General features: G+C 59.7%; 23 protein-coding genes. 14 read left to right on the forward strand and 9 right to left on the reverse strand.

Annotated elements, in window-relative coordinates:
• Window positions 1-82: 82 nt before the first annotated feature.
• The 3 genes from AC3RCM_RS14645 to AC3RCM_RS14655 are packed head-to-tail and all read left to right on the forward strand — an operon-like array spanning window position 83 to window position 2,778.
• Window positions 83-1,663 carry a RimK family ATP-grasp domain-containing protein gene (locus tag AC3RCM_RS14645; protein ID WP_336085970.1) on the forward strand — a complete coding sequence of 527 codons (1,581 nt, stop codon included), beginning with the start codon at window positions 83-85 and terminating at the stop codon, window positions 1,661-1,663.
• 3 nt (window positions 1,664-1,666) lie between these two features.
• A complete protein-coding gene (locus AC3RCM_RS14650) occupies window positions 1,667-2,578 on the forward strand; it encodes a magnesium transporter CorA family protein (RefSeq protein WP_492628979.1) in 912 nt (303 codons plus the stop codon).
• A gap of 56 nt (window positions 2,579-2,634) precedes the next feature.
• A complete protein-coding gene (locus AC3RCM_RS14655) occupies window positions 2,635-2,778 on the forward strand; it encodes a hypothetical protein (RefSeq protein WP_177429898.1) in 144 nt (47 codons plus the stop codon).
• Window positions 2,779-2,887: 109 nt separating this feature from the next.
• On the opposite strand, the gene AC3RCM_RS14660 is transcribed toward AC3RCM_RS14655, so the two are convergent.
• Together AC3RCM_RS14660 and AC3RCM_RS14665 are read right to left on the reverse strand one after the other, a co-directional pair.
• A complete protein-coding gene (locus AC3RCM_RS14660) occupies window positions 2,888-3,274 on the reverse strand; it encodes a putative quinol monooxygenase (RefSeq protein ID WP_129932428.1) in 387 nt (128 codons plus the stop codon).
• A 114-nt stretch (window positions 3,275-3,388) separates the two neighbouring features.
• Window positions 3,389-4,396 carry a zinc-binding alcohol dehydrogenase family protein gene (locus tag AC3RCM_RS14665; protein WP_492628980.1) on the reverse strand — a complete coding sequence of 336 codons (1,008 nt, stop codon included), beginning with the start codon at window positions 4,394-4,396 and terminating at the stop codon, window positions 3,389-3,391.
• A gap of 105 nt (window positions 4,397-4,501) precedes the next feature.
• Between AC3RCM_RS14665 and AC3RCM_RS14670 the strand changes: the two genes are divergently transcribed.
• The 3 genes from AC3RCM_RS14670 to AC3RCM_RS14680 all read left to right on the forward strand — a co-directional run bounded on the left by AC3RCM_RS14670 (window position 4,502) and on the right by AC3RCM_RS14680 (window position 6,614).
• A complete protein-coding gene (locus tag AC3RCM_RS14670; RefSeq protein WP_064490617.1) occupies window positions 4,502-5,392 on the forward strand; it encodes a LysR family transcriptional regulator in 891 nt (296 codons plus the stop codon).
• Window positions 5,393-5,505: 113 nt separating this feature from the next.
• Window positions 5,506-6,084, forward strand: coding sequence for a TetR/AcrR family transcriptional regulator (locus AC3RCM_RS14675; protein WP_492628981.1), 579 nt, complete (start codon window positions 5,506-5,508; stop codon window positions 6,082-6,084).
• Window positions 6,085-6,137: 53 nt separating this feature from the next.
• Window positions 6,138-6,614, forward strand: a complete 477-nt coding sequence (locus AC3RCM_RS14680) for a nuclear transport factor 2 family protein (protein ID WP_010953850.1) — start codon at window positions 6,138-6,140, stop codon at window positions 6,612-6,614.
• A gap of 85 nt (window positions 6,615-6,699) precedes the next feature.
• Here AC3RCM_RS14680 and AC3RCM_RS14685 read toward each other — a convergent pair whose 3' ends face one another.
• The gene (locus AC3RCM_RS14685) at window positions 6,700-7,641 is read right to left on the reverse strand and encodes an AraC-like ligand-binding domain-containing protein (RefSeq protein ID WP_409320013.1); all 942 of its coding nucleotides are present in this window, start codon (window positions 7,639-7,641) and stop codon (window positions 6,700-6,702) included.
• Between the two features lie 529 nt (window positions 7,642-8,170).
• Between AC3RCM_RS14685 and oxdA the strand changes: the two genes are divergently transcribed.
• The 7 genes from oxdA to AC3RCM_RS14720 all read left to right on the forward strand — a co-directional run bounded on the left by oxdA (window position 8,171) and on the right by AC3RCM_RS14720 (window position 15,094).
• Entirely contained in the window at window positions 8,171-9,229 is a 1,059-nt protein-coding gene (gene oxdA, locus AC3RCM_RS14690) for an aliphatic aldoxime dehydratase (RefSeq protein WP_492628982.1), read from the forward strand.
• An 82-nt stretch (window positions 9,230-9,311) separates the two neighbouring features.
• The gene (locus tag AC3RCM_RS14695) at window positions 9,312-10,178 is read left to right on the forward strand and encodes a transporter (protein WP_492628983.1); all 867 of its coding nucleotides are present in this window, start codon (window positions 9,312-9,314) and stop codon (window positions 10,176-10,178) included.
• A 54-nt stretch (window positions 10,179-10,232) separates the two neighbouring features.
• Window positions 10,233-10,757: a group I truncated hemoglobin gene (locus tag AC3RCM_RS14700; RefSeq protein WP_129932433.1), complete on the forward strand. Its 525-nt coding sequence runs from the start codon at window positions 10,233-10,235 to the stop codon at window positions 10,755-10,757.
• A gap of 189 nt (window positions 10,758-10,946) precedes the next feature.
• Window positions 10,947-12,461 (forward strand): amidase, encoded by a 1,515-nt coding sequence (locus AC3RCM_RS14705; RefSeq protein WP_492628984.1) that lies wholly within the window; start codon window positions 10,947-10,949, stop codon window positions 12,459-12,461.
• 88 nt (window positions 12,462-12,549) lie between these two features.
• Window positions 12,550-13,131, forward strand: a complete 582-nt coding sequence (gene nthA / locus AC3RCM_RS14710) for a nitrile hydratase subunit alpha (RefSeq protein ID WP_064490623.1) — start codon at window positions 12,550-12,552, stop codon at window positions 13,129-13,131.
• Between the two features lie 41 nt (window positions 13,132-13,172).
• Window positions 13,173-13,835: a nitrile hydratase subunit beta gene (gene nthB / locus AC3RCM_RS14715; protein ID WP_064490624.1), complete on the forward strand. Its 663-nt coding sequence runs from the start codon at window positions 13,173-13,175 to the stop codon at window positions 13,833-13,835.
• Window positions 13,832-15,094: a GTP-binding protein gene (locus AC3RCM_RS14720; protein WP_336085995.1), complete on the forward strand. Its 1,263-nt coding sequence runs from the start codon at window positions 13,832-13,834 to the stop codon at window positions 15,092-15,094. Before nthB ends, AC3RCM_RS14720 begins: the two co-directional genes overlap by 4 nt.
• A gap of 111 nt (window positions 15,095-15,205) precedes the next feature.
• On the opposite strand, the gene AC3RCM_RS14725 is transcribed toward AC3RCM_RS14720, so the two are convergent.
• Complete coding sequence (locus tag AC3RCM_RS14725) at window positions 15,206-16,075, reverse strand: DMT family transporter (RefSeq protein ID WP_064490626.1); 870 nt, start codon at window positions 16,073-16,075, stop codon at window positions 15,206-15,208.
• A 121-nt stretch (window positions 16,076-16,196) separates the two neighbouring features.
• On the opposite strand from AC3RCM_RS14725, the gene AC3RCM_RS14730 reads away from it, so the two are divergent.
• The gene (locus AC3RCM_RS14730) at window positions 16,197-17,579 is read left to right on the forward strand and encodes an aminotransferase-like domain-containing protein (RefSeq protein WP_336086141.1); all 1,383 of its coding nucleotides are present in this window, start codon (window positions 16,197-16,199) and stop codon (window positions 17,577-17,579) included.
• Window positions 17,580-17,720: 141 nt separating this feature from the next.
• On the opposite strand, the gene AC3RCM_RS14735 is transcribed toward AC3RCM_RS14730, so the two are convergent.
• The 5 genes from AC3RCM_RS14735 to AC3RCM_RS14755 all read right to left on the reverse strand — a co-directional run bounded on the left by AC3RCM_RS14735 (window position 17,721) and on the right by AC3RCM_RS14755 (window position 23,133).
• Entirely contained in the window at window positions 17,721-18,086 is a 366-nt protein-coding gene (locus tag AC3RCM_RS14735) for a histone-like nucleoid-structuring protein, MvaT/MvaU family (protein ID WP_014591145.1), read from the reverse strand.
• A gap of 266 nt (window positions 18,087-18,352) precedes the next feature.
• On the reverse strand, window positions 18,353-18,766 hold the full coding sequence (gene arfB / locus AC3RCM_RS14740) for an alternative ribosome rescue aminoacyl-tRNA hydrolase ArfB (RefSeq protein WP_010953846.1): 414 nt from the start codon (window positions 18,764-18,766) through the stop codon (window positions 18,353-18,355).
• A gap of 157 nt (window positions 18,767-18,923) precedes the next feature.
• Complete coding sequence (locus tag AC3RCM_RS14745) at window positions 18,924-20,327, reverse strand: ATP-binding protein (protein ID WP_064490628.1); 1,404 nt, start codon at window positions 20,325-20,327, stop codon at window positions 18,924-18,926.
• Window positions 20,324-22,138: a DAHL domain-containing protein gene (locus AC3RCM_RS14750; protein WP_492628985.1), complete on the reverse strand. Its 1,815-nt coding sequence runs from the start codon at window positions 22,136-22,138 to the stop codon at window positions 20,324-20,326. The genes AC3RCM_RS14745 and AC3RCM_RS14750 overlap by 4 nt, the downstream gene beginning before the upstream one ends.
• Window positions 22,135-23,133: a cytochrome-c peroxidase gene (locus tag AC3RCM_RS14755; RefSeq protein ID WP_064490630.1), complete on the reverse strand. Its 999-nt coding sequence runs from the start codon at window positions 23,131-23,133 to the stop codon at window positions 22,135-22,137. The genes AC3RCM_RS14750 and AC3RCM_RS14755 overlap by 4 nt, the downstream gene beginning before the upstream one ends.
• Between the last annotated feature and the right edge of the window lie 11 nt (window positions 23,134-23,144).

Raw genomic sequence — 23,144 nt, forward strand, 5'->3', positions numbered from 1 at the left:
ATGTTTGAGTAACGAACCGGGACAGGTCGGGAAACCCGTGATTTATTGAAGGGGCGTCTTCTTCAACAGGGATCGAATACTCATGTCAGCGGTGCAAGCCAACGTGGCCGAAGTATTGGCCAAAACCGAAGTTTCCACAATAACCCTCTCCGAGGAGCCACCCAGTAAGCGGAGCGCCGGTAACCGCTTGTTGATCGTGGTGGAGCGCAAGGAAGACTGGGCCAGCTACTTTCCCAGCGAGAGCCTGATGCTGGCCCAGGATTACTTTGAACACAGCGACGACGTTGCGAGGCGTACGCAGGTAATCAACCTGTGCCGCAGCTACAAGTATCTGGGGCAAGGCTACTACTGCTCGCTGCTCGCCGAGGCACGGGGCCACAAGGTGTTCCCGTCGGTGCGAACCATCAGCGAGCTCACCCGCAAGGCGCTCTATGGCGTGGGGCTGGATGACCTGGAACGCACACTGGAGCGAGCCCTGGCCGATCACCCCTATGGCAGCACCGAGGCTTTCACCCTCACCTTGTATTTCGGGCGGACCGCCATTGAACCCCTTCAGGATATCGGTCGACAGCTGTTCGAGTCGTTCCCCTGCCCTGTCTTGCTGGTGGAGTTTCGCAGGCGTGATACCTGGCAGATTGATGGGATCAAGGCCGGCGCGCTGCACAAACTGCGGGATGAGCAGCAGTACTTGTTTGCCAACGCGCTGGATGCCTTCAACCGCCGGACGTGGCGTCAGCCCGCCTCCAAACGCCTGGCCCGGTTCGACCTGGCGATTCTGCATGACCCGGCCGAGGCGCTGCCACCGTCCAATCCTAAGGCGCTGGAGCAATTCATCGAAAACGGTAAACAGCTGGGCATCGATGTAGAGCTGATCGAAAAGAAGGACTATGCACGCCTGGCCGAATTTGACGCCTTGTTCATTCGGGAGACCACGCGGGTGGACGACCATACCTATCGCTTTGCCAAAAAGGCCGAAAGCGAAGGCCTGGTGGTGATCGACGACCCCTCCTCCATCCTGCGCTGCACCAACAAGGTGTACCTCGCCGATCTGCTCAAACGCCACAACCTCGGCGCACCGGCCACGGAGATCCTGTACAAGGACCGCCCGCAGGAACTCGAACTTGTGGGCCGGCGCCTCGGTTTTCCGCTGGTGTTGAAGATTCCCGACGGCTGCTTCTCGAAAGGCGTGATCAAGGTCGCCGACGCCCAGGCACTGGCCTCGGCGGCACAGGAGCTGTTCGAACACTCGGTACTGCTGCTGGCCCAGGAGTACTGCTACACCGAATACGACTGGCGTATCGGCGTACTCAACGGTGAAGCGCTTTATGCCTGCCAGTACTTCATGTCCAAGGGCCACTGGCAAATCTACAACCACAAGGCCCAGGCCGGCGAAGTCAACGGCCTGTGCCGCGCGGTCCCGGTGGAACAGGCACCGCCCGAAGTCGTAAAGCTGGCCGTCGACACTGCCAGGCTGATCGGGCAAGGGTTGTACGGTGTGGACCTGAAGCAGACCGGCGACCGTGTACTGGTGATCGAAGTCAACGACAACCCCAACCTCGATGCCGGCACCGAAGATGCCGTGCTGGGTAACGCGCTTTACCAGCGAGTGCTGCAGGCTTTCGTGCAGCGGCTTGAACGTAAACACCTCGGCCAGGCCTGGTAAACGATGATCGAATACTACCTCGCCGTAGACGGTGCCCTCCTTGAAGCCCCCGAGGAACGAGCCAGCGTCTGGTTGTGTGTCGCGCCGGACGCAACGGAGCAATCCCGGTTGTGCGATTGCCTGGGGGTCAGTGCCCAGTCGCTGGAGTCCTCCCTGGACCCGGATGAAGTGGCGCGTATCGAGATCAAGCCCGATCACCTGTTCCTGATCTGGAAGCGCCCGGAAAGCTTTGATGGCCGGGTATTCAATGTCTCGTCATTCGGCGTTGTACTCAGCGAAAAGCGCCTGGTGGTGATCTGCGCCGCCAACTCGCTACTCGCCGGAGTAGACCGGCAGGCCGGCATGAGTACCCCACTGGATGTGCTGATGGCGATGCTGGCTGAGAGCGTGCATCACTACCTGGGCCACCTGCGGGTGGTAAAGCAGGTGGCCCGCGAAATCCAGCTGCAGTTCGATCGGTCCATGGACAACCAGCACCTGGTGCAGATGTACAGCCTGAGCGAAAGCCTGGTGTATTACGTCAACGCCATTCAAAGCAATGGCGCCGTGCTAGCCCTGCTGCGCAGCCATGGCCAGAAACACGGCTTCGGGCCCGAGCAACTGGAAGTGCTGAATGACCTGATCATCGAAAACGAGCAAAGCTACCAGCAGGCGAAGATCCATGCCCAGGTCTTTACCAACCTGATCGAGGCCCGCGGCAACCTGGCCAACAACGGCATGAACCATGCGCTGCGCAACCTGACCATGATCAATGTGGTGTTCCTGCCCTTGAACCTGCTCGCCAGCATCGGCGGCATGTCGGAGTTCAGCATGATGACCGCCGGCATGCCCTGGTGGTTGACGTTCCCTACGCTGCTGCTGGCCATGGCGGTACTTGGCGGGGCCATGGCCGTGGCTTTACGGCGTATGGCATGACCCGCCGTGCCAAGAAATAGTGTCAACCTGTACCCATCAACCCGCAGGACGAGACCATGGAAAATTCGGACATCGGATTATTTATGCTGGCGCTGATTGCAATTACGGGCACCCTGATAAGTCTGTTTGAACACCGCGCCGTACGTTCAAAAGAACCCAGCATCAAGCAGCTGGCAACCAAAGTTCAGCGGCGTCCTTGAAAGTGAAATGGCGACCCACTCGCAAACTGGCGCCAACGTCCTCGAGAACAGCCATCCACATCGGTCGAGGTAACAGTGCCCCAGGGCGGGTCGCATTGCCTGGCCTGCCTCAGGGACAGGGCGCAACGGCAGATGACACCGGGTCAAGGAAGATCAGTTGCAAGGGCTCCGCCAACAGCTGTTCGGCCTGCTCGGCAAACCGCTGGAAGTGAGCGGTGGTCAGGTGCGCGTCCAGGGCCTGCTGATGGTCGAACGCCTCGCGCATGTAGAACGTCCCAGGCTCGTCGCTGCGTTCGAACAACATGTAGTCGCGGTTGCCGGGCTCCGCCCGAGTCGGTTCGATCAATGCCAGCAAGGCCGCTTTCAGCTTTGGGGCCTGGCCTGGCTTGGCCTTGAGGATGGCGAGGGAAACGAGGGGGTAATCTTGTCGGTTCACATCAAGCTCCTGGTCAGTGGCAAAGAGCAGGCGCGGTACTGCCTGCTTCAATGTGTGCATGAGTTTCACCGGGCGTAGCGCCGGGAATGTGCGCGGCGCGGAGAAACACGGTTCGTTCAAGCATGCTCATGGCAGACCGGATCGACCGGTCCGCCGTTGTCTGTCAAACAGGTTTCAGAAGCCTTCCAGGACGATCTTGCCGCGCGCCTTGCCACTCTCGACCAGCGCATGGGCACGGCGCATGTTGGCGGCATTGATGGCGCCGAAATGCTCGCCCAAGGTGGTACGCAGGATGCCTTGATCGATCAGCCCGGCCACGCGCTCGAGCAGCTCGTGCTGGCGCACCATGTCGTCGGTTTCATAAAGCGAGCGGGTGAACATCAGCTCCCAGTGCAGCGACAGCGACTTGCGCTTGAGCGGCATGACGTCCAGGATCTGCGGGTCGTCAATCACGCCCAGGCGACCTTGGGGGCGCAGCACTTCAACCAGTTGCGCGAAGTGCTGATCAGTATGGGTGAGGCTGGCGACATGGCTGACCGACTCGATCCCCAGGGCCCGCAGCTGCCCTTGCAGCGGTGCACTGTGATCGAGGACGTGATGGGCGCCCAGTTCGCGTACCCAGTTGCTGGTCTCGGCGCGGGAGGCCGTGCCGATAACCGTCAGGCGGGTCAGTTGCCGGGCCAACTGCACCAGCATCGAACCGACGCCGCCGGCAGCGCCAACGATCAGCAGGGCATCGCCCTCCCCGCCGCCCTCCGCGATCCCCAGGCGATCGAACAGCAGTTCCCAGGCGGTGATGGCCGTCAGCGGCAGCGCGGCTGCCTGCGCCGCACCCAGGCTGCGCGGTTGATGCCCGACGATGCGTTCGTCAACCAGGTGATATTCACTGTAGCTGCCGGGCCTGGCGATGGAACCGGCGTAGTACACCTGGTCTCCGGGCTTGAACAGGGTCACCTGACGCCCGACTTCGCGGACGATACCGGCCGCGTCCCAGCCGAGTATTTTCGGCTCTCCCGTGAAAGTTCCCGCGCGTACCTTAGTGTCTACGGGGTTGACCGACACGGCTTTGACCTCGACCAGAATGTCCCTGGGCCCAGGGCTGGGCTTGGGCATGAAGATGTCCTGGAGAGACGCAGGGTCTTCGATAGGCAAGCCTTTGTGGATGAAACTGATCGCTTTCATAGGCACTCACTGCTGAATGTGGTTTGATTTGGCATCGAGTCTGGCGTGCCAGGCGTCCGGGAAAAACGGGCCCTGCCCGTCAACACTTTCATTGCAGGAGTGATAATGATCCGTCTCGACGACCTGGGTATCTTCGTTCGCAGCGCTGCGCTGGGCAGCTTTACCGCGGCGGCCCACGAGGCCGACCTGCTACCTGGCCAGGCAGCCGAGGCAGTCAAGCGCCTGGAGCGTGAACTGGATGTGCGATTGTTTGCCCGCACCACGCGCAGCTTGCGCCTCACAGCCGAAGGCGAGCAGTACCTGCCCTCGGCCCTTGTCGCCCTGGAAGCCCTCAGGCACGGGCGCGACAACCTGCGTCAGGAAAGCGCCCAGCTCAGCGGAACCTTGCAGGTGGCTGCACCCTCCGATCTGGGCCGCAACGTGCTGTTGCCCTGGCTCACGGCGTTTCGCCGAGAGCATCCACAGTTGAACCTGCGCTTGTTTCTCTCCGACCAGATCGCCGATCTTTTTCGCGATCCGGTAGATATCGCCATCCGCTATGGCCTGAACGCCGACGCCAACTATATAGCCCTGCCACTGGCACCTTGGAACCGCAAGGTGCTGGTGGCCTCGCCCGAGTACCTGGCGCGGCAAGGCACCGTGCAAGCCCCCGAAGATCTGCTCGAACACCAGTGCCTGCTGTACATGCAGCAGGGGCGGGTCTACGACAAGTGGCAACTGGGAACGCAGACCGTCCAAGTGCGTGGCGCCCTGCTCTGCGACGACGCCGATATTGCCCGGCGCTGGGCCGTGGCCGGCGAAGGGATAACCTACAAGTCCTGGCTGGATGTGAGCGACGATGTGCTGGCGGGAAGACTTGTCGTGCTCATGCAGGATCACCCCGGGCCCGCCATGCCACTGAGCCTGGTGTGCCCGCACCGCAAGCAGTTGTCGCCTGCGGTAAGGCACCTGCACGCCTGGTTGTCCAGCCGCTTCGCCGAACTGGAGCGCGACTGATCAGCGCGAAGCCAACCACTCTGATCGAACGCACGCCGGCGCCCCGCTTGCACGCAATCGAATAATTTCAAGAGCTGCTTGACCAGGGAGAACGATCGTTCTACTCTGACTACATGGATAAGCCAATGATCGATACACGCGAAAAAATCCTGGCGACTGCCGAGAAGCTTATTTACGAGAACGGGATTCACGCCACGGGCATGGACCTCTTGGTAAAGACCTCGGGCGTCGCCCGTAAAAGTATTTATCGCTATTTTGCGAATAAAGACGACGTAGCAGCGGCGGCACTCAATGCACGCGATATACGCTGGATGACGTGGTTCAGAAGTGAATGCGAAAAAGCGCAAACGCCAGAGGCACGCATCCTTGGCATTTTTGATGCCCTCAAAAGTTGGTTCGAGTCAGAGGGTTTTCGCGGATGTGCTTTTATCAACACCGCCGGAGAGGTGGGTGACGCAGACGATCCTGTTCGACAGATCGCAAAACTGCATAAACAAAAGCTGCTGGACTACACGCTAGAACTGACCAGCGAATTAGGTGTTAACGATCCGACTGGCTTGGCCAAGCAACTTCTTTTGATTATAGAGGGCACGATAACCGTGGCCCACGTCATGGGTGATCACACCGCGCTCGACAGTGCACGAGAAATCGCAAAGGTTTTGCTCAAGGACGTGCAGCGCGCAAGCGCTTGAAGTTAAAGAAATACCCACTCAACTGAACCATTCAAAAGATTGGAGGCACCACCATGTCCAACGAACACACTCGTCCGCCACTTCCTCCTTTCACTCGCGAATCGGCGATTGAAAAGGTCCGACTCGCTGAGGATGGTTGGAATACCCGCGAACCCGAAAAGATTGCCCTGGCCTATACGGTGGACACCCAATGGCGTAACCGTGCCGAGTTTGCAAACAACCGTGAAGAAGCACGGGACTTCCTAACTCGCAAGTGGAAGAAAGAACTGGACTACCGCTTGATCAAAGAGCTCTGGGCCTTCACCGACAACCGCATCGCCGTCCGTTACGCCTACGAGTGGCACGACGATTCGGGCAACTGGTTCCGCTCCTATGGCAACGAAAACTGGGAGTTTGAAGCCGATGGCTTGATGCACCGCCGTTTCGCCTGCATCAACGACATGCCCATCAAGGAAAGCGAGCGCAAGTTCCACTGGCCACTGGGTCGCCGTCCGGATGATCACCCAGGGCTGACTGAACTGGGCCTGTAAGTCAGGTTAAACCTGATCCTTTACATAGGGGGTCAGGTTTTTTGTTTGAGGGGCACAGAGCATGGCCAAGCGCAGGTTTCAATTCTCACCCCCTACTGCGCGGTAACAACGAATGCGGCGCCACGCCAAACGCCTTGCGAAACGCATGGCTAAAATGCGAAAAGTCTGAAAAACCAAACTCCAAGGCCGCCTGCGAAACACTCTTTACCTGCCCACACTCAATCGCCGCGCGGCTAGCATTCAGCCGCTCCTTCCAGATCTCGGCAACCGGTGACTTCTGATACCGGGCAAACGCCCGTGTCACCGTCCGTGTCGACACGTGATGTGCCAGGGCAATCGACTCGATCGACAGCTCCGGCTCAGTCAAATGGCGTTGAATGTAATTCATGATTCGCCCATAAAGATCCAGCTCCCGATGGGTAGTCTTCAGGTCCTGCAACTCAAGGCTGAGCACCAGCAGGTCGATGATGGTGTTGGAGTACCGTCGGGAGACGCCTTCGTCCTGCAACAACGGCGCAGAACTGGCCGCCTGGCCAATCATCTGCCGCAACGGGATCACTCCGGGGCGCCCCTCTTCCAGCACCAGCGCGGTGATGTCAGCGATGTGCGGGACACGCTGTGCGAGCAACGGCCGGGGGATGCGGATAAGGTGGTTTTCGGTACCACCCAGGCTGAATCGAAACGGTTGGGTTGCGTCGTAAAGAAACACATTGCCAGCCGTGAGCCTGGCCTTGCGGTTGTGTTGTTCAATTTCGCCGTAACCGTCGAGGGTGACTCCCAACCATATGTCTTCGGCGGGGTCGCTGCGCAGGTGTTGCTCGGAGCGCACCCAGTGGTGCAGCGGCGACGACAGCGTCGTGACATCCAACGGGCCGATGCCGTTGACCTGCAGCGCACCCTCGAAGTTGCTCTGCGAGGAGGGTTTGCTGTCTGCCGACAAACAATGGCGGCAGACCACCTCCCGCCAGTAATCAAAGCGACGGGATGGCGAAACGGCAAGGGTCGAATAGTGGTTGGTCTCAGCCATGATGGCGCTCACCTTCATGTGGCAACTTGAAAAAGGGGCACTGTTACAAAGGTTCGCATAGGCAATATTCACGCCAGCGGTATCCGCTGGCACAGGCTGCAGCCCTCACAGCCTTCGTCCTCATAGTGCCAACTGGCGCTTTCCAAAAGCACCAATATTGCTCCCCATTTCAGGGCAAAAACGCAGCTTTTCTCTGGCCGCTGCACCATCGCGGTTCGTGCTCAAGCGGGTGTTACGGCGCTGTCGTTTCCAACCAAACGATTGTCCTTGCGAACAAAGCGACGTTGCCCAGTCCTCCCTAACTTTGACCTCACGTTGTTTCCAGCAACTGCGCTGATGAGGTAGCCCATGCAATTACAACAACAGCGAATCGCCGACGAGTTCAGGTGGCTGTATAGGCACGACCTGGCGCCCGAAGAGTTTTTATCGTGGGTGCTCGAGTGGGCCGCGTGTGCACTGCGCGCCCGGCTGGCGAACGCACCAGGCAATGCTGAGCGTGTTCTGAACATAAAATAACAAGGAGCCTGTGATGGAATCTGCAATCGACAAACACCTCATGTGCCCGCGCACGTTATCGCGCCGGGTGCCTGATGATTACCAGCCGCCCTTCCCGATGTGGGTCGGCCGCGCTGATGAGCAGCTGACGCAAGTCGTGATGGCCTATCTGGGGGTGCAGTACCAGGGTGATGGTCAGCGTGAGCGGGCCTTGCAGGCGATGCGCGAGATTCTCGACAGCTTTGGCTTGAACGACGGCCCGCTGACTCACGACCTGACGCACCACACCGACAGCAGCGGCTACGACAACCTGATGATCGTCGGCTACTGGAAAGATACCGGCGCTTACTGCCGCTGGTTACGCTCGCCTGAGGTGGATGGCTGGTGGAGGTCGCCGCAACGCCTGAATGATGGCCTTGGTTACTACCGCGAAATCACCGCGCCGCGGGCCGAGCAGTTCGAGACGCTGTATGCGTTCCAGAGCGATTTGCCCGGGGTCGGGGCGATCATGGACAACACCAGTGGCGAGATTGAGGAACACGGTTACTGGGGCTCGATGCGCGACCGTTTCCCGGTGTCGCAAACGGACTGGATGAAGCCGAACGGCGAACTGCGAGTCGTGGCTGGCGACCCGGCCAAAGGCGGTCGGGTGGTGGTGATCGGCCATGACAATATTGCCTTGATTCGCTCGGGCCAGGACTGGGCAGCGGCAGAAGCGGCTGAGCGCTCGCTGTACCTGGATGAAATCTTGCCGACCTTGCAGGATGGTATGGATTTTCTGCGCGATAACGGCCAGCCGCTGGGCTGTTACAGCAATCGCTTTGTACGCAATATCGACGCGAACGGCAATTTGCTCGACATGAGTTACAACATCGGCCACTGGCGTTCATTGGAGAAACTCGAACGCTGGGCGGAATCGCACCCCACTCATCTGCGTATTTTCGTCACCTTCTTTCGGGTAGCGGCAGGGCTCGAGAAGTTGCGGCTCTATCACGAAGTCTCCGTGTCGGATGCAAGCAGCCAGGTGTTCGAATACATCAACTGCCACCCACACACCGGCATGTTGCGCGACGCAAAAGTCAGTTCCAACTAGCCCCCAACTCCACGTTTAGCCCCGCACCTGCCGTCCCTGCGGCAGTGGGGCTCTTTTTGCCCAGAATAAAGGACCTCTGTCCATGAAACAGCTCCGTTACCTGATGCTCGCGGCAGCCGTGCCAAGCGTGTGTGCGCAAGCGTTCGAAGTTGATCCGGGTGATTATGAAGCGCTGCCGGTGGGTGCAACGATCGGTGTGGTCTATTACCAGCATTCCACCACCGACAGCGCTTACGCCAACGGCCACAAAGTCAGCTCCGATTTCAACCTGACCTCCAACGTCGGCATCCTGCGGCTGCTGCACGTCTATCAATTGACTGATCGACTGACCCTGGAGCCGCAATTTCTGCTGCCGTTCGGCCGCGTATCGAGCAGCGGCGATGCCTCGGCCCTGGGCGACACCAGCGGCGTTGGCGACCTCACCCTGACGGCACCGCTCAAGTACCGCTTGAACGAGGCCAACGACATCCTTGGCGCCACCGTTTACCTCACCGCCCCCACTGGCACTTACGACCGCGACGACGCGCTCAACCTTGGCGAGAACCGCTGGAAGGTCGATCTGCAGGCCGCCTACGTCAAACATTTGGGCGAAAAATGGGCTGTCGACCTGGTCGGTGATGCCATCTGGTACAGCGACAACGACGACTTCGGCTCCAGCTCTGCGCGCCGTGAACAGGAGGTTTCCTACGGGGCGCAACTGATGGGGCGCTACATCGTAGACCCAGGCACTTCACTGGCAATTGGCCTCGGTCACGCCTGGGGCGGGGAAAACCAGATTGACGGAATAGCGCAGGACGACCGCGCCGAAACCACCAACTTGCGCGTCACCGCGAACAAGTTCTTCACCGCCAAGGACCAGCTGCAGGTGCAACTGGGCCGTGACCTCGCGGTAGAAAACGGCCCCAAGGAAAACTTCCGCCTGAACCTCAGGTACGTGCGGGTCTTTTAACCCAAGGCCCGTTGGCACCAGCAAGCCTCCCCAGCAGATACGGAGCACCAGTACATGACTGATCAACAGGCAACCCCTGAACCGCAACCTTCGTTGTATACCCGCCTCGGCGGCTATGACGCTATCTACCAGTTCGCCGGCGCGGTACTGCGCAAGACCATGGCCCACCCGGCGATCGGTCATATCTGGGCACACATGTCCGAATCGACCTTCCAGAAGGAACACATCAACTTCGTCGACTTCCTCTCGCAACACTGGGGTGGCAGCGCCAAGTACCGCGGCCGGGACATGGTTACCGCACACCGCGGCATGGGGCTTACCGAGGTTCATTGGCAAGCCACGCTGGATTGCTTGGAGGAGTGCTACAACGACTACAACCTGTCACCGGAACTGCGCAAGGAGGTCAACGACTTCCTGGTCAAGTTCAAACCCGCCGTGATCGGCAGCCCCTCCTACCGCGATGTGGTGTTGGCCAACCCCACGATGGACCCGGCCAAAGGCATGAAAAGCGTCGGCGTAGTGTGGCCCGCACGCACCGATTCGGCTGAGCAGGCAGCCGTGCCCAAGCTGGAGCCGTAAGCCCACCCGGCCACATTCAGGACGCACTCCACTTGGCGCAACGCAGTCCTGCTCAACAAAGCGACTGTCCTGCTCAACCAAGTACCGCTCGCGCGCTGGCGCTAGCTTGTTACCAGGCCCAGCCGCGGCGAGCCTCTCGAACAGTCATTTACCGGCCCCTGCGGCCTGCCACCGGAAACAGGACACCCCATGGCCATCATCCGCCCGACGCTCGAACAGTTGCAGGCCCTCGCCAACCGCCTGCACATGCAGCTGACCCCCGAACAAGCCAGCGAATACCTGGCGCTCATGCAGGCAAGCCTCGACGCCTATGACCTGGTCGACGAACTGCCGGACTTCATCCCCTTGGTGCGCTACGAGCGCACTGCGGGTTACCGCCCCTCCAGCCGGGAGAACCCGTTGAACGCCTGGTACTACCGTACCGAGGTGATGGGCGCCAGCACCGGCAAACTGCTCGGCAAAACAGTCGCACTCAAGGACAACATCTCGCTGGCGGGCGTGCCGATGATGAACGGTGCCGCGCCACTGGCCGGTTTTGTGCCGTCATTCGATGCCACTGTAGTTACGCGTTTGCTCGACGCCGGGGTGACCATCCTCGGCAAGGCCACTTGCGAGCACTACTGCCTGTCCGGCGCCAGCCACACCTCGGACCCGGCACCCGTGCACAACCCATTGCGCCCTGGTTTCAGCACCGGCGGTTCGTCGTCGGGCAGCGCCGCGCTGGTTGCGGCGGGCGAAGTTGACCTGGCGGTGGGCGGCGATCAGGGCGGTTCGGCGCGTATTCCCGCAGCGTGGTGCGGCATCTATGGCATGAAGCCGACTTTCGGGCTGGTGCCGTACACCGGGGTGATGGCGATCGAGGCCACCTTCGACCATGTCGGCCCGATGACCAGCAACGTGCGCGACAACGCGCTCATGCTCGAAGTCATGGCCGGTGCCGACGGGCTTGACCCACGCCAAGGCGTGCCCGAAGTCGATACCTATGGCAACTACCTCGAGCGCGGTGTACGCGGGCTGCGTATCGGCATCCTCCAGCAAGGTTTCCAGCTCGCTAACCTTGATCAGCGCGTTGGCGACAAGGTGCGCAGCGCCATCGCCCGCTTCGAGGCGTTGGGCGCAGTGGTCGAGGAAGTATCGGTTCCCGAGCATACGCTGGCCGGCTCGCTATGGAGCCCGATCGGCTGCGAAGGCCTGACCATGCAGATGATGCACGGCAACGGCGCGGGCTTTAACTGGAAGGGCCTGTACGACGTCGCCTTGCTCGACAAGCAGGCCGGCTGGCGGACCCAGGCCGACGCCCTGTCGCCCTCGCTCAAGCTGTGCATGCTGGTTGGCCAGTTTGGCCTGGAACACTACCACGGCCGTTACTACGCGAAGGCGCAGAACATCGCCCGTTTCGCGCGCGCCGGCTACGACAAGGCGCTGGAGCGCTACGACCTGCTGGTAATGCCAACCGTGCCCATCATCGCCCAGCCGCTGCCAGCGCCAGGTTGCTCGATCACCGAGAGTGTCTCGCGCGCGCTGGAGATGCTCGGCAATACCGCCGCACAAGACATCACCGGTCACCCGGCCATGTCCATCCCTTGCGGCCTGGTCGACGGCCTGCCGGTGGGGCTGATGCTGGTCGGCAAGCACTATGCCGAAGGCACGATCTATCAGGCCGCGGCAGCGTTCGAGGCCGCGGTGGACTGGCGCACGCTGTGACCCAGGCAGCAGGCGCTGCGCCCCTGAAAAAATACCGCTGGCACAACAACAGATTTCAACAACCGTGTTGGACGAGAGGAGTAATCCCATGACGGCAACTTCAACCCCTGGTGAGCGCGCGCGCGCATTGTTTGCAGTGCTCAAGCGCAAAGACCTCATCCCCGAGGGCTACATTGAACAGCTCACCCAGCTGATGGAACACGGCTGGAGCCCGGAAAACGGCGCGCGCATCGTCGCCAAGGCCTGGGTCGATCCGCAGTTTCGCGAGCTGCTGCTCAAGGACGGTACGGCCGCCTGCGCCCAGTTCGGCTTCACCGGCCCACAGGGCGAATACATCGTCGCCCTGGAAGACACCCCGCAGTTGAAAAACGTGATCGTCTGCAGCCTGTGCTCCTGCACGAACTGGCCGGTGCTGGGCCTGCCACCTGAGTGGTACAAGGGCTTCGAGTTCCGTGCGCGGTTGGTCCGGGAGGGGCGCACGGTATTGCGCGAGCTGGGCACTGAGTTGCCCGGCGACATGGTGGTCAAGGTCTGGGACACCAGCGCTGAAAGCCGCTACCTGGTGCTGCCGCAACGACCAGCGGGCTCAGAGCATATGAACGAAGAGCAGTTGCGGCAACTGGTGACCAAGGATGTGCTGATCGGCGTCGCCCTGCCCCGCGTTGGCTGAGCAAGGCCGCCCAACCCCATTCAACTTCCGGAGTGTTCAATATGGATGGCTTTCACGATCTCGGCGGTTTCCAGGGCTTTGGCAAAGTGCCCCACCGCATCAACAGCCTGAGCTACAAGCAGGTGTTCAAGCAGGACTGGGAACACCTTGCCTACAGCCTGATGTTCATTGGCGTCGACCACCTGAACAAGTTCAGCGTCGACGAGATACGTCATGCCGTCGAACGCATTGACGTGCGCCAGCACGTCGGCACCGAATACTACGAGCGTTATGTGATCGCCACTGCCACGCTGCTGGTCGAAACAGGCGTCATCACACAGGCCGAACTGGATGAAGCACTCGGCTCGCACTTCAAGCTGGCCAACCCCGCCCATGCGCAAGGGCGTGCTGCAATTACCGGGCGAGCGCCTTTTGAAGTGGGCGACCGGGTCATCGTACGCGATGAATACGTGGCCGGGCATGTGCGCATGCCTGCATATGTGCGCGGCAAGCAAGGCGTAGTGCTGCACCGGACCACTGAACAGTGGCCGTTTCCGGACGCGATTGGCCATGGCGACCAGAGCGCTGCGCATCAACCGACCTACCATGTCGAGTTCCGCGTGCGGGACCTGTGGGGCGATGCCGCGGACGACGGCCTGGTGGTGGTAGACCTGTTCGAAAGCTATCTGGACAAGGTCGAAAGCCCGCGAGTGGTGCGCGCATGATTGCCGGCGCCCAGGCAGGCCGGCTGCCGGTGACGGTCCTTTCAGGCTTCCTCGGCGCAGGCAAGACCACCCTGCTCAACCACATCCTGCGCAACCGCCAGGGCCTGAAGGTGGCGGTTATCGTCAATGACATGAGCGAGGTCAACATCGATGCCGCCCAGGTCCAGCGCGACGTTGCGCTGTATCGTGGCCAGGATGAACTGATAGAGATGAGCAACGGCTGTATCTGCTGCACCCTGCGCGCCGACCTGCTTGAGCAGATCAGCGCGCTGGCGCGCCAGCAGCGTTTCGATTACCTGTTGATCGAGTCCACCGGGATTTCCGAGCCGATGCCAGTCGCCGAGACCTTTGCCTTTCTCGACGCCAACGGTTTCAGCCTCAGCGAACTGGCGCGGCTGGATACGCTGGTGACGGTGGTCGATGCCAGCCAGTTCATGGCCATGCTCGACTCACCCGAAACCGTCGCGCGGGCCGACGTCGCCACGGATGACAGCAGGCGCCCGCTGGCCGATCTGCTGATCGAGCAGGTCGAGTATGCCAACGTGATTCTGGTCAACAAACGCGACCTGGTCGATGAGGCGCAGTACCAGGCCCTGCTGGCAGTTCTCGCCGGGCTCAATCCAGGCGCACAGATCCTGCCGATGGTGGCCGGCAACGTCGCGCTGTCGAGCATCCTCGGCACCCAGCTGTTCGATTTGCCCAGCCTTGCCGCAGCGCCCGGCTGGATGAAACAGATGGACGCGCACGACGCCCCGGCCGGCGAGTCGCAGACCTATGGCGTGACGTCATGGGTGTACCGAGCGCGCGCCCCGTTCCATCCGCAACGCTTGCTTGATTTTCTCGCCCGGCCCTGGCGCAACGGCCGTCTTCTGCGCAGCAAAGGTTATTTCTGGCTTGCCAGCCGCCACCGCGAAATCGGCTTGCTGGTACACAGCGGCCAGCAGTTTCAATGGGACTACGTTGGCCATTGGTGGAACTTCATCGACCCGTCACAGTGGCCGCAGGACAAGTATCGCTTGCAGGGCATCATGGCCAAGTGGGACAGCATCGTCGGCGATTGCCGTCAGGAGCTGGTGTTCATTGGCCAGGACCTGGATACCCAGACACTGCAACGCGAACTCGACCATTGCCTGTTGAGTGCAGAAGAAATCGCCATCGGTCCGTTGGCCTGGGCAAGGTTGCCGGGGGCCAGCGCGTTCGACAACCGGGCCTTGTCGGCCAGCAAGACGCAGTCATTACCGGCTGATGCCATTTTCTAGTTGGAGGTGCGGAGTACGTCTCGCCGAAAGTCGGCAACCGTTTTGCAGTGGCGAGACAACCGGCCCCGTTAACCCCATCAGCTCGACATTGCGCTCTGCCTGGCTGTTCATCTATTGGGCATACTTCCTGGCCCCATAAACACAGATGACAGCCCCCAGCGTCACGAGCAGCATCGTCAAGCTGACATGCTCGTGCAGAAGCAACGCTGCCAGCCCAAGCCCCATGAACGGCTGAAAGAGTTGCAATTGGCCCACTGCCGCAATCCCCCCCTGGACGAGCCCTCGGTACCAGAACACAAACCCGATCAGCATGCTGAACAGTGAAACGTAGCCAAAGCTGAACCACGCAGGGGCACTTACCCTGGCAAAGTCATCAGGGGCTGGAAGATTGACTACCGTCAGCAGCAGCATGAACGGCAACGCTACCAGCAACGCCCAGCTGATCACCTGCCAACCACCCAATGTCCGCGAGAGGCGCGCTCCTTCGGCATAGCCCAACCCACAGACCACAACCGCAGCCAACATCAGCAGATCGCCCACCGCCGACGCCTCGCCTCCGTTCATCAACGCATAGCCAGCGACCAACCCGGCACCTGTCAACGAGAACAGCCAGAACAATGGCCGAGGTCGTTCACCGCCCCGCAAAACCGCAAATCCTGCGGTACACAATGGCAGGAGCCCGACAAAGACAATGGAGTGAGCAGAGCTTATGTGCTGAAGGGCAAATGCTGTCAGTAGCGGGAAACCGATAACAACGCCGAGCGCTGTTACGGCCAAAGGCGACAGATCCCGCCGTTTGGGTCGAGGCTGGCGTAGCACGATCAGAAAAAGCGCGCCCAGCATGGCGGCAATTGTTGCCCGGGCACAGGTGAGAAACGTCGGTTCGAAGTCGGCCACTGCCACTCGGGTTGCCGGCAACGAACCCGCAAAAATGGCGACGCCTATGAAACCGTTGATCCACCCGGTTGCTGATTTTTCCATCGGTAAGTCCTCGATAAGCCAAGGCTCAGTACATCACCGACAGGCTCACCCAGACCATGTACAATCCAATACACTTAAACCAAACTGTTATGCATATGAATCCAGCACAGTTGAGGGTGCGATGAAACGGGACGGAACGCGAATTCGAACTGTCATGGGTGAAATCCAGTCGCGGATAGCCTCTCGAACCTACACACCAGGTGCGAGAATTCCCTCGGTGCGTGCGATGGCTCAGACCATGCAGGTGTCGGTTTCTACGGTGCTTGAGGCCTATGAAAGGTTGATGGCTGAGGGTGTACTCAATTCTCGTCCTGGCTCCGGCTTTTACGTAGCCGGGCCAGTGGCGCCCTTGGTACTCACCGAACTCGGCCCAAGGCTTGATCGTGAAGTGGACCCGCTGTGGATCTCGCGCCAGTCTCTTGACACCGCTAGCGATGCATTGAAACCAGGGTGCGGGTGGCTACCTGCCTCGTGGATGTTCGATGCCGGCTTGCGCAAAGCGCTTCGCACCGTTGCCCGTTCCGACACGTCGAAACTGACGGAGTATGCCTCGCCACTTGGGCATCTGCCGCTCAGGCAATTCTTGTCACGGAAGCTGACAGGCATCGGGATCGAAGCCCCACTTGAACAGATCATGCTCACTGAGTCCGGCACCCACGCCATCGACCTGATCTGCCGTTTTCTGCTGGAGCCGGGGGACACTGTGCTGGTCGACGACCCCTGCTATTTCAATTTTCACGCATTGCTGAAAGCGCACAGGGTGAACATCGTAGGCGTTCCCTACACCGCGACGGGCCCGGACATCGATGCTTTTGGCGCTGCCCTGCTCGCGCATTCTCCCCGGTTGTACATAACCAATTCAGGCATCCACAACCCGACCGGCGCCACACTGTCTCCGGTCACGGCACACAGGTTGCTGAAGCTGGCCGACACCTCCAGCCTGGTGATCGTAGAGGACGATATCTTCGGGGATTTCGAGAATGCACCAGCGCCACGGCTGTCTGCCTTCGATGGCCTCTCTCGTGTCATCCAGATAGGTAGCTTTTCAAAGACCATCTCTGCTTCGATTAGATGCGGCTACATCGCGGCTCGCAGTGACTGGATCGAGAGCCTGGTCGATCTCAAGATTGCGACCACATTCGGGGGTGGCCGCCTGGCCGCGGACATCATCCATCTGGCGATTACCGATAGCGGGTACCGGAAACACATGGAAAGTGTTCGCCTCAGGCTGGCCGAGGCTATGGACAGAACGGTAGCGAGGCTTCAAGCCATTGGTATCAAGCCCTGGATAACGCCCCAGTCAGGCATGTACGTCTGGTGCCAACTTCCTCAAGGCAAGGATGCAGCAACGCTGGCTCGGGCTTGCTTGAATGAAGGTGTAGTACTGGCGCCCGGAAATGCGTTCAGCCAGTCGATGGCTGCGGGTGACTTCCTCCGTTTCAATGTCGCCCAATCGGCTGATGCCAAAATTTACGAAGTATTGAAACGGACACTGAGCGCTTAGTGGCGAAACTTCCTGTTTAACCACGTCAGCTCATTCCGCCCACCCACGATGAACGCCCTGTTTCGAGGAGGCGACGCTGTCGCTTCCTCGAAAAGGGACAAAGTGTTTCAGCTAGTGCAATGAGGGCGACATCAGCACAAATCAGGACACCCAGGATTCCACTTCTTCTGCCCCGTACTGGGCTTTCCATTCCTTGAGCAGCTTGTGGTTGCCACCCTTGGTCTCGATGACCTCTCCATTATGCGGGTTCTTGTACTGCTTCACTTGCCGAGCACGGCGTGGGGCTTTCTCTGTAGCCGCAGGAGCTGCGGACCGGCGACTGGCCTGAGGATCCAGGATGTTGATGATATCGCGCAGGCTGTAACCGTATTTGCTTAGCAGGTCACGCAGCTTGGTCTCGAACTCGATCTCTTTCTGAAGCTCACCGCTGCTTTTCATGGCTTCCAGTTCGGCCAACTGGGCCGCCAACTTCTGTTCAAGCTGTCTAAACTCTGCCAAACGCGACATGTGCATACTCCTGAATACGTGGATGCTGTTTAGAGAATCCTAACGCAGTTCAAGTTCAAACCAAAATTAAAAATCAGCGGCAAAGATCTACCGTCAGCTCGACGACATTGGGTATATCTCCTTCTTGGCGCTGTATGAAATACCTTGATACTCGGTAAGGCCGCGTTGAAAACAGCCTCGGAATGCTCAATTACAACCCGTAAACTCCGCTTCCTCGGCTGTTTTCGCCTTGCCTGAACTTCGTCTCAACGCTGTTCATACAGACACTAGAACTCCACCTTACCCCGCCCCGCCTTGACAGTGCTCCGCCTGGCTTTTCCTTCGAGGCGGCGGGTCTTCGAGCCGAGGGTCGGCTTGGTGGGGCGGCGTTTCTTTTCGGTCTTGCCTGCGGTGATGATCAACTCGGCAAGACGCGCCAATGCGTCAACACGGTTCTGCTCCTGAGTGCGGTACTGCTGGCCCTTGATGATCAACACGCCGTCGCCGGTGATGCGACTGTCACGCAGCGCCAGCAGCCGCGCCTTGTAAAACTCGGGCAACGATGAGGCCGGGATGTCGAAGCGCAGGTGTACCGCGCTGGACACTTTGTTGACATTCTGCCCACCCGCGCCTTGCGCGCGGATGTATGTGAGTTCGATTTCGGCATCTGGCAGATGCACGTTATTGGAGATAGTCAGCATGATAGGGCCCTTGTCATTGCCCATTATCACAGACTGCGCCGCTCCCCCATAGCACAATGCAGGGTTCTTTGAATCAGTGCGCAAGCCGACCCAAGCGAGCACTCCCCTCGTCGGGGCCGTGCACTTCATGCCAGCCAGAGCTAGAACGCGTGCGCCATCACAGCGTTGCGCTCTGCTTTACCGGCAGTTGTACACGAAACGTTGTTCCCACTCCGACCTGGCTTGATACGGTTATCTCCCCACCGTGTTTCTTTACAATGCCATAGGAAAGGGACAGGCCTAGCCCTGTACCTTGGCCGACGGGCTTGGTGGTGAAAAAAGGATCGAAGATTTTCTTGATGTTCTCCGGTGCTATCCCCGCGCCTGTGTCTGCAACTTCGATGCACACCCAGGCGCCTTGATGAGCAGTGCCCAATGTGATGGTGCCCCGCTCGGGGCCCATGGCTTGGGCGGCGTTGAGCACCAGGTTCATTATCACTTGGTTGATCTGCGACGGCAGGCATTCGACAGGGGGTAACGGTTGGTACCGTTTTACCAGGTCGGCTTTATGTTTCAGCTCGCTCGCGACGATGTTAAGCGTGGAGTCAATGCCCTGCTGCAAATCGGCTAATTGCCACTGCTGAGCGCTATCAACGCGCGAGAAGTCTTTGAGGTCCTTGACGATATGCGCCACTCGACCGATTCCGTCCTTGGACTCCTTGATGAGGATCGGGATGTCTTCCATGAGGAACTCCAGTTCCGTCTGCTCACGAAGCCTTTGCAAGCGCCCAGTGGTTTCGTTTGCGCCGAGCATCAGTTCGGCCTCGCGATAGGCGTCGAGCATCGCTGCCAGTTGCTGGAAGTACCCTCCCAGAGTGCCCAGGTTGGAGGACACGAAACCGATCGGATTGTTGATCTCGTGCGCTACGCCGGCGGCCATCTGCCCCAACGAGGCGAGCTTCTCCGATTGCACCAGTTGGCTTTCCAGCTGCTTGCGCTCCTCGATCTCCAGCTGCAGCGCCTCGCTGGCCTGGGTCAGTTGCTGGGTACGCCGCTCTACCCGCTGTTCGAGCTGGTGCATTTTCAGCGAGGCTCGTTGGGTCATTTCCCACTTGGTCAGCAAGGTGCTGGCCATTTGCTGGACCTCGATGTTGTCGAACGGTTTTTTCAGGATCAGCAAGCGATCGTGGGCCTGCAGCCGGTCGAGCAACTCATCCCAGGAATAGTCCGAGTAGGCAGTGCAGACAACTACCTGCAACAGCGGGTCCTCTTCCCACAGGTGCTCAATGGTCTGAGCGCCATCCCATCCACCTGGCATTCGCATGTCGACGAAGGCTAACGCGTAGGGCTTGCTGGCCTGCAGCGCACGCTTCAGCAGGCCGAGACCTTCCTCACCGCCATAGGCTGAATCGAGTTCGAATACCGGTCGTTCGTTCTTGACCTGCTCGCCGAACAACAACCCTTCCATCTCGTCCAGCTCAGAGTTCTGCGATCTGGCCGGGGCAAGGATCTTGCGAAAGTCCTCGTGGATAGTCGGCATGTCATCGATCAGCAGGATCCGGCGATTGATCATGTCACTCATGCAGGCTCCGTCACCGCGATCAGCGGGATCCTCAGGGTAAAGACAGCACCCAAGCCAGGGCCGTCGCTGTGTGCGGTCAGGTGACCATTCATCTCGATGGCGGCCAGGGCACAACTGTGCAAGCCGAAGCCATGCCCGTCCTTGCGCGTGGTGAAGCCATGGGCAAAGATCTTCTGCAGGTTTTCAGGGGCAATGCCTTCGCCTTCGTCCAGCACGCTCATTTCCAGGAAGCCCCCCTCAACGATGCGCGTCCTGAGGATCATCGTCCGCGGGTCGCTGCCGGGGCCGGACATGGCGTACTTGGCGTTGCTGATCAGGTTGATCAGAATCAGCAACAGCCGATGCCGGTCGCCCATCACCATAGGCAGATCTGCGAAGTCGCGCACTACCCTCACTTGATGCCGGGTCAACGCGCCTGCGTTCATGCGCAGCGCGTCCTCGACCAGGTCGTTGACCGACAGCGGCTCTGGCACATTTTTAGCGCCGGCATAGGATTGCTGGGTGGCCACCACTTCCTTGATGTGGTCGATGCTCTTGTTCATTCGTTCCAGCTCGATCGCCATCTCCTTCTGTTCATCGGCGATCGCCTCGGTCAGCTGGTTGAGGTAGCCAGGAAGCAACCGGCCTCTGGGATCCTCGTCGAGAAACCGACCGATGTCAGTGGCATGCTCGCGAAACAGTTGCATGGCCTTGCCCAAACCCTGGGTTTTGCTGCTGCGCAACGTTCGAGCGATGAGATCAGAGGATGTGTTCACGCTGTTGAGCACGTTGCCCACGTTATGCAACACATTGGTGGCGATCTCCGCCATACCTGCCTGGCGCGCGGCGTTGAACAGCTCGCTCTGAGCGTTCCGGAGCGCCAGGGTGCGTTCCTCGACCCGCTGTTCCAGGACGTCATTGGCGCTTTGCAATGCGTTGTTGACCCGTCTCACCTCGGCGAAACTGCGCACCAGCAGCCCTGCCAGGCAAATGACCGAGAACATCAGCAAGCCTGATAGCCATAACGTGTAGAGATGGTTTTTACGGTTGATCTTTTCAACCTGCTGTTGATCCCTGTCCAAAAGGCTGGTGATCGTATCCAGGCGCTCGGCAACCGGGATCGCCTCGATCTGCTCGAGCAGGCGGTTGACGACAGGTTGCTCGCGCAGGATCAACGCCACGTGATTGCTCAACAGATTGAGGGGCGTCTGGAATTCTTTGGGCAGGTTCTCCGTGTTAACAGCCAAGTTGCCTAACCCCACCTCTATCTCGGCAGCCCTTTCCACAGAGGTAACCTGCGCGAACTCCAGGGCACTCAGCAAGAGGTCATAGGTGTCAGTGACGAATCCGTGTACCTCCTGCCGATTCGGGGCCAGCATGGTGTTGATCTGGGCCTGAATACTGTCCTCGGCGGTGGGTAGAAATGCCAACGAATTTCGCAGCAAGGCATTATGCGACTTGAATTGCTCCACGAGCCGAGCCTTTTCCCCGAACGCAGAAAGAAAACCGTCATGGGCATCGCGCCACTGGTCTGAGTCATCGCGCCCTTGCTCGGCTTCCCGGCGGTCGAATCGTGCCCACAGCCGCTTCATCTCCTTGAGAGGAATCACAAGTGGATCGTAGTTATGGGAGACGGCTACCCGGGCCTTGAGCACCTCGTTTTCCCATACAGCATCCTGTTGCTTGAGCTGACGAATGAGATCTCGGGATTCGTTGTAGGTCTGGGTCTGCTCTGACCCGGAATTCAGGTACAAGTACAGCAGCATCGACGCCAGTACAAAGACCAACCCACTGAATAGAATCAGGCTTGTACGCCGGGAAATCACCCTCATGGCTGACCCGCCTTTTCAGCAGTAAGGGTTTTGAGGAACAGCGTGATGAGCCTGCGGTCCTCATCGCTTGGGATTCGTCCAAGCTGATACTGGAACATCACGTCGATCGCACGCTCCAGCGTAGGCGCCGAGCCATCGTGAAAATAGGGCGCGGTCATCGCCACATTGCGCAGGCTCGGCACTTTGAACACCCCCCGGTCGGCCTCCTCTGCGGTCACGTTGAAGCGGCCCTGATCCGCCTCGGTGGGGTTGCCGCGGTCAGCGATGTAGTCGCCGAACACGCCAAATTTCTGGAACATGTTGCCCCCAATATTCACCCCTTGGTGGCAGGCGATGCAGCCATAGTCCTTGAAGCGCTGGTAGCCGTATTTTTCGTCCAGGGTGAGCGCCTCGGTATCGCCCTGCAGGTAACGATCGAAGCGTGCGCCGGGGGTAAGTAGCGTCCTTTGGTAATCGGCCAACGCGCTGAGGATGTTGTCCTTTGTCACCGCGTCCAGGTAGGCATCCTTGAACGCCTGGCGGTAACGCACGTCTGCGGCGATGCGCTGCTCGATCACGCGCCAGTCTCCGCCCATCTCGTGAGCGCTGGTGATCACGGCATCCCCCTGCTCCTCGAGTGACTCGACCCGGCCATCCCAGAACTGCCGGAAATTAAGGCTGGCATTGAGTACCGTTGGCGTATTGAGCGTAAGCGGCAGGCCATCTGCACCCATGGAGAACGCCCGGCCATCGACCCCGTACGTGTCCAGACGGTGACAACTGGCGCAGGACAGTGTGCCGTTGCGCGACAACCGCGGATCGTTGAACAACTGGCGGCCCAGCTCGACACGCCCAGGTGCCAGAGCGGGAATCGGAGGCAGTGGCTTGAGCGGCTCGTCCAGCAGCTCGGCCCCGCTGTCCACACTCAGAACGAGTAGCACCCACAGGCTCAGGCAACGTCGCAAGCGCTGCGGGTGAAGAACGGAACGAAAACGACAGGTTGTCTGCGCGAACATCCGGGAGAATC

It is taken from the genome of Pseudomonas sp. GW823-FHT05G12 (assembly GCF_058795575.1).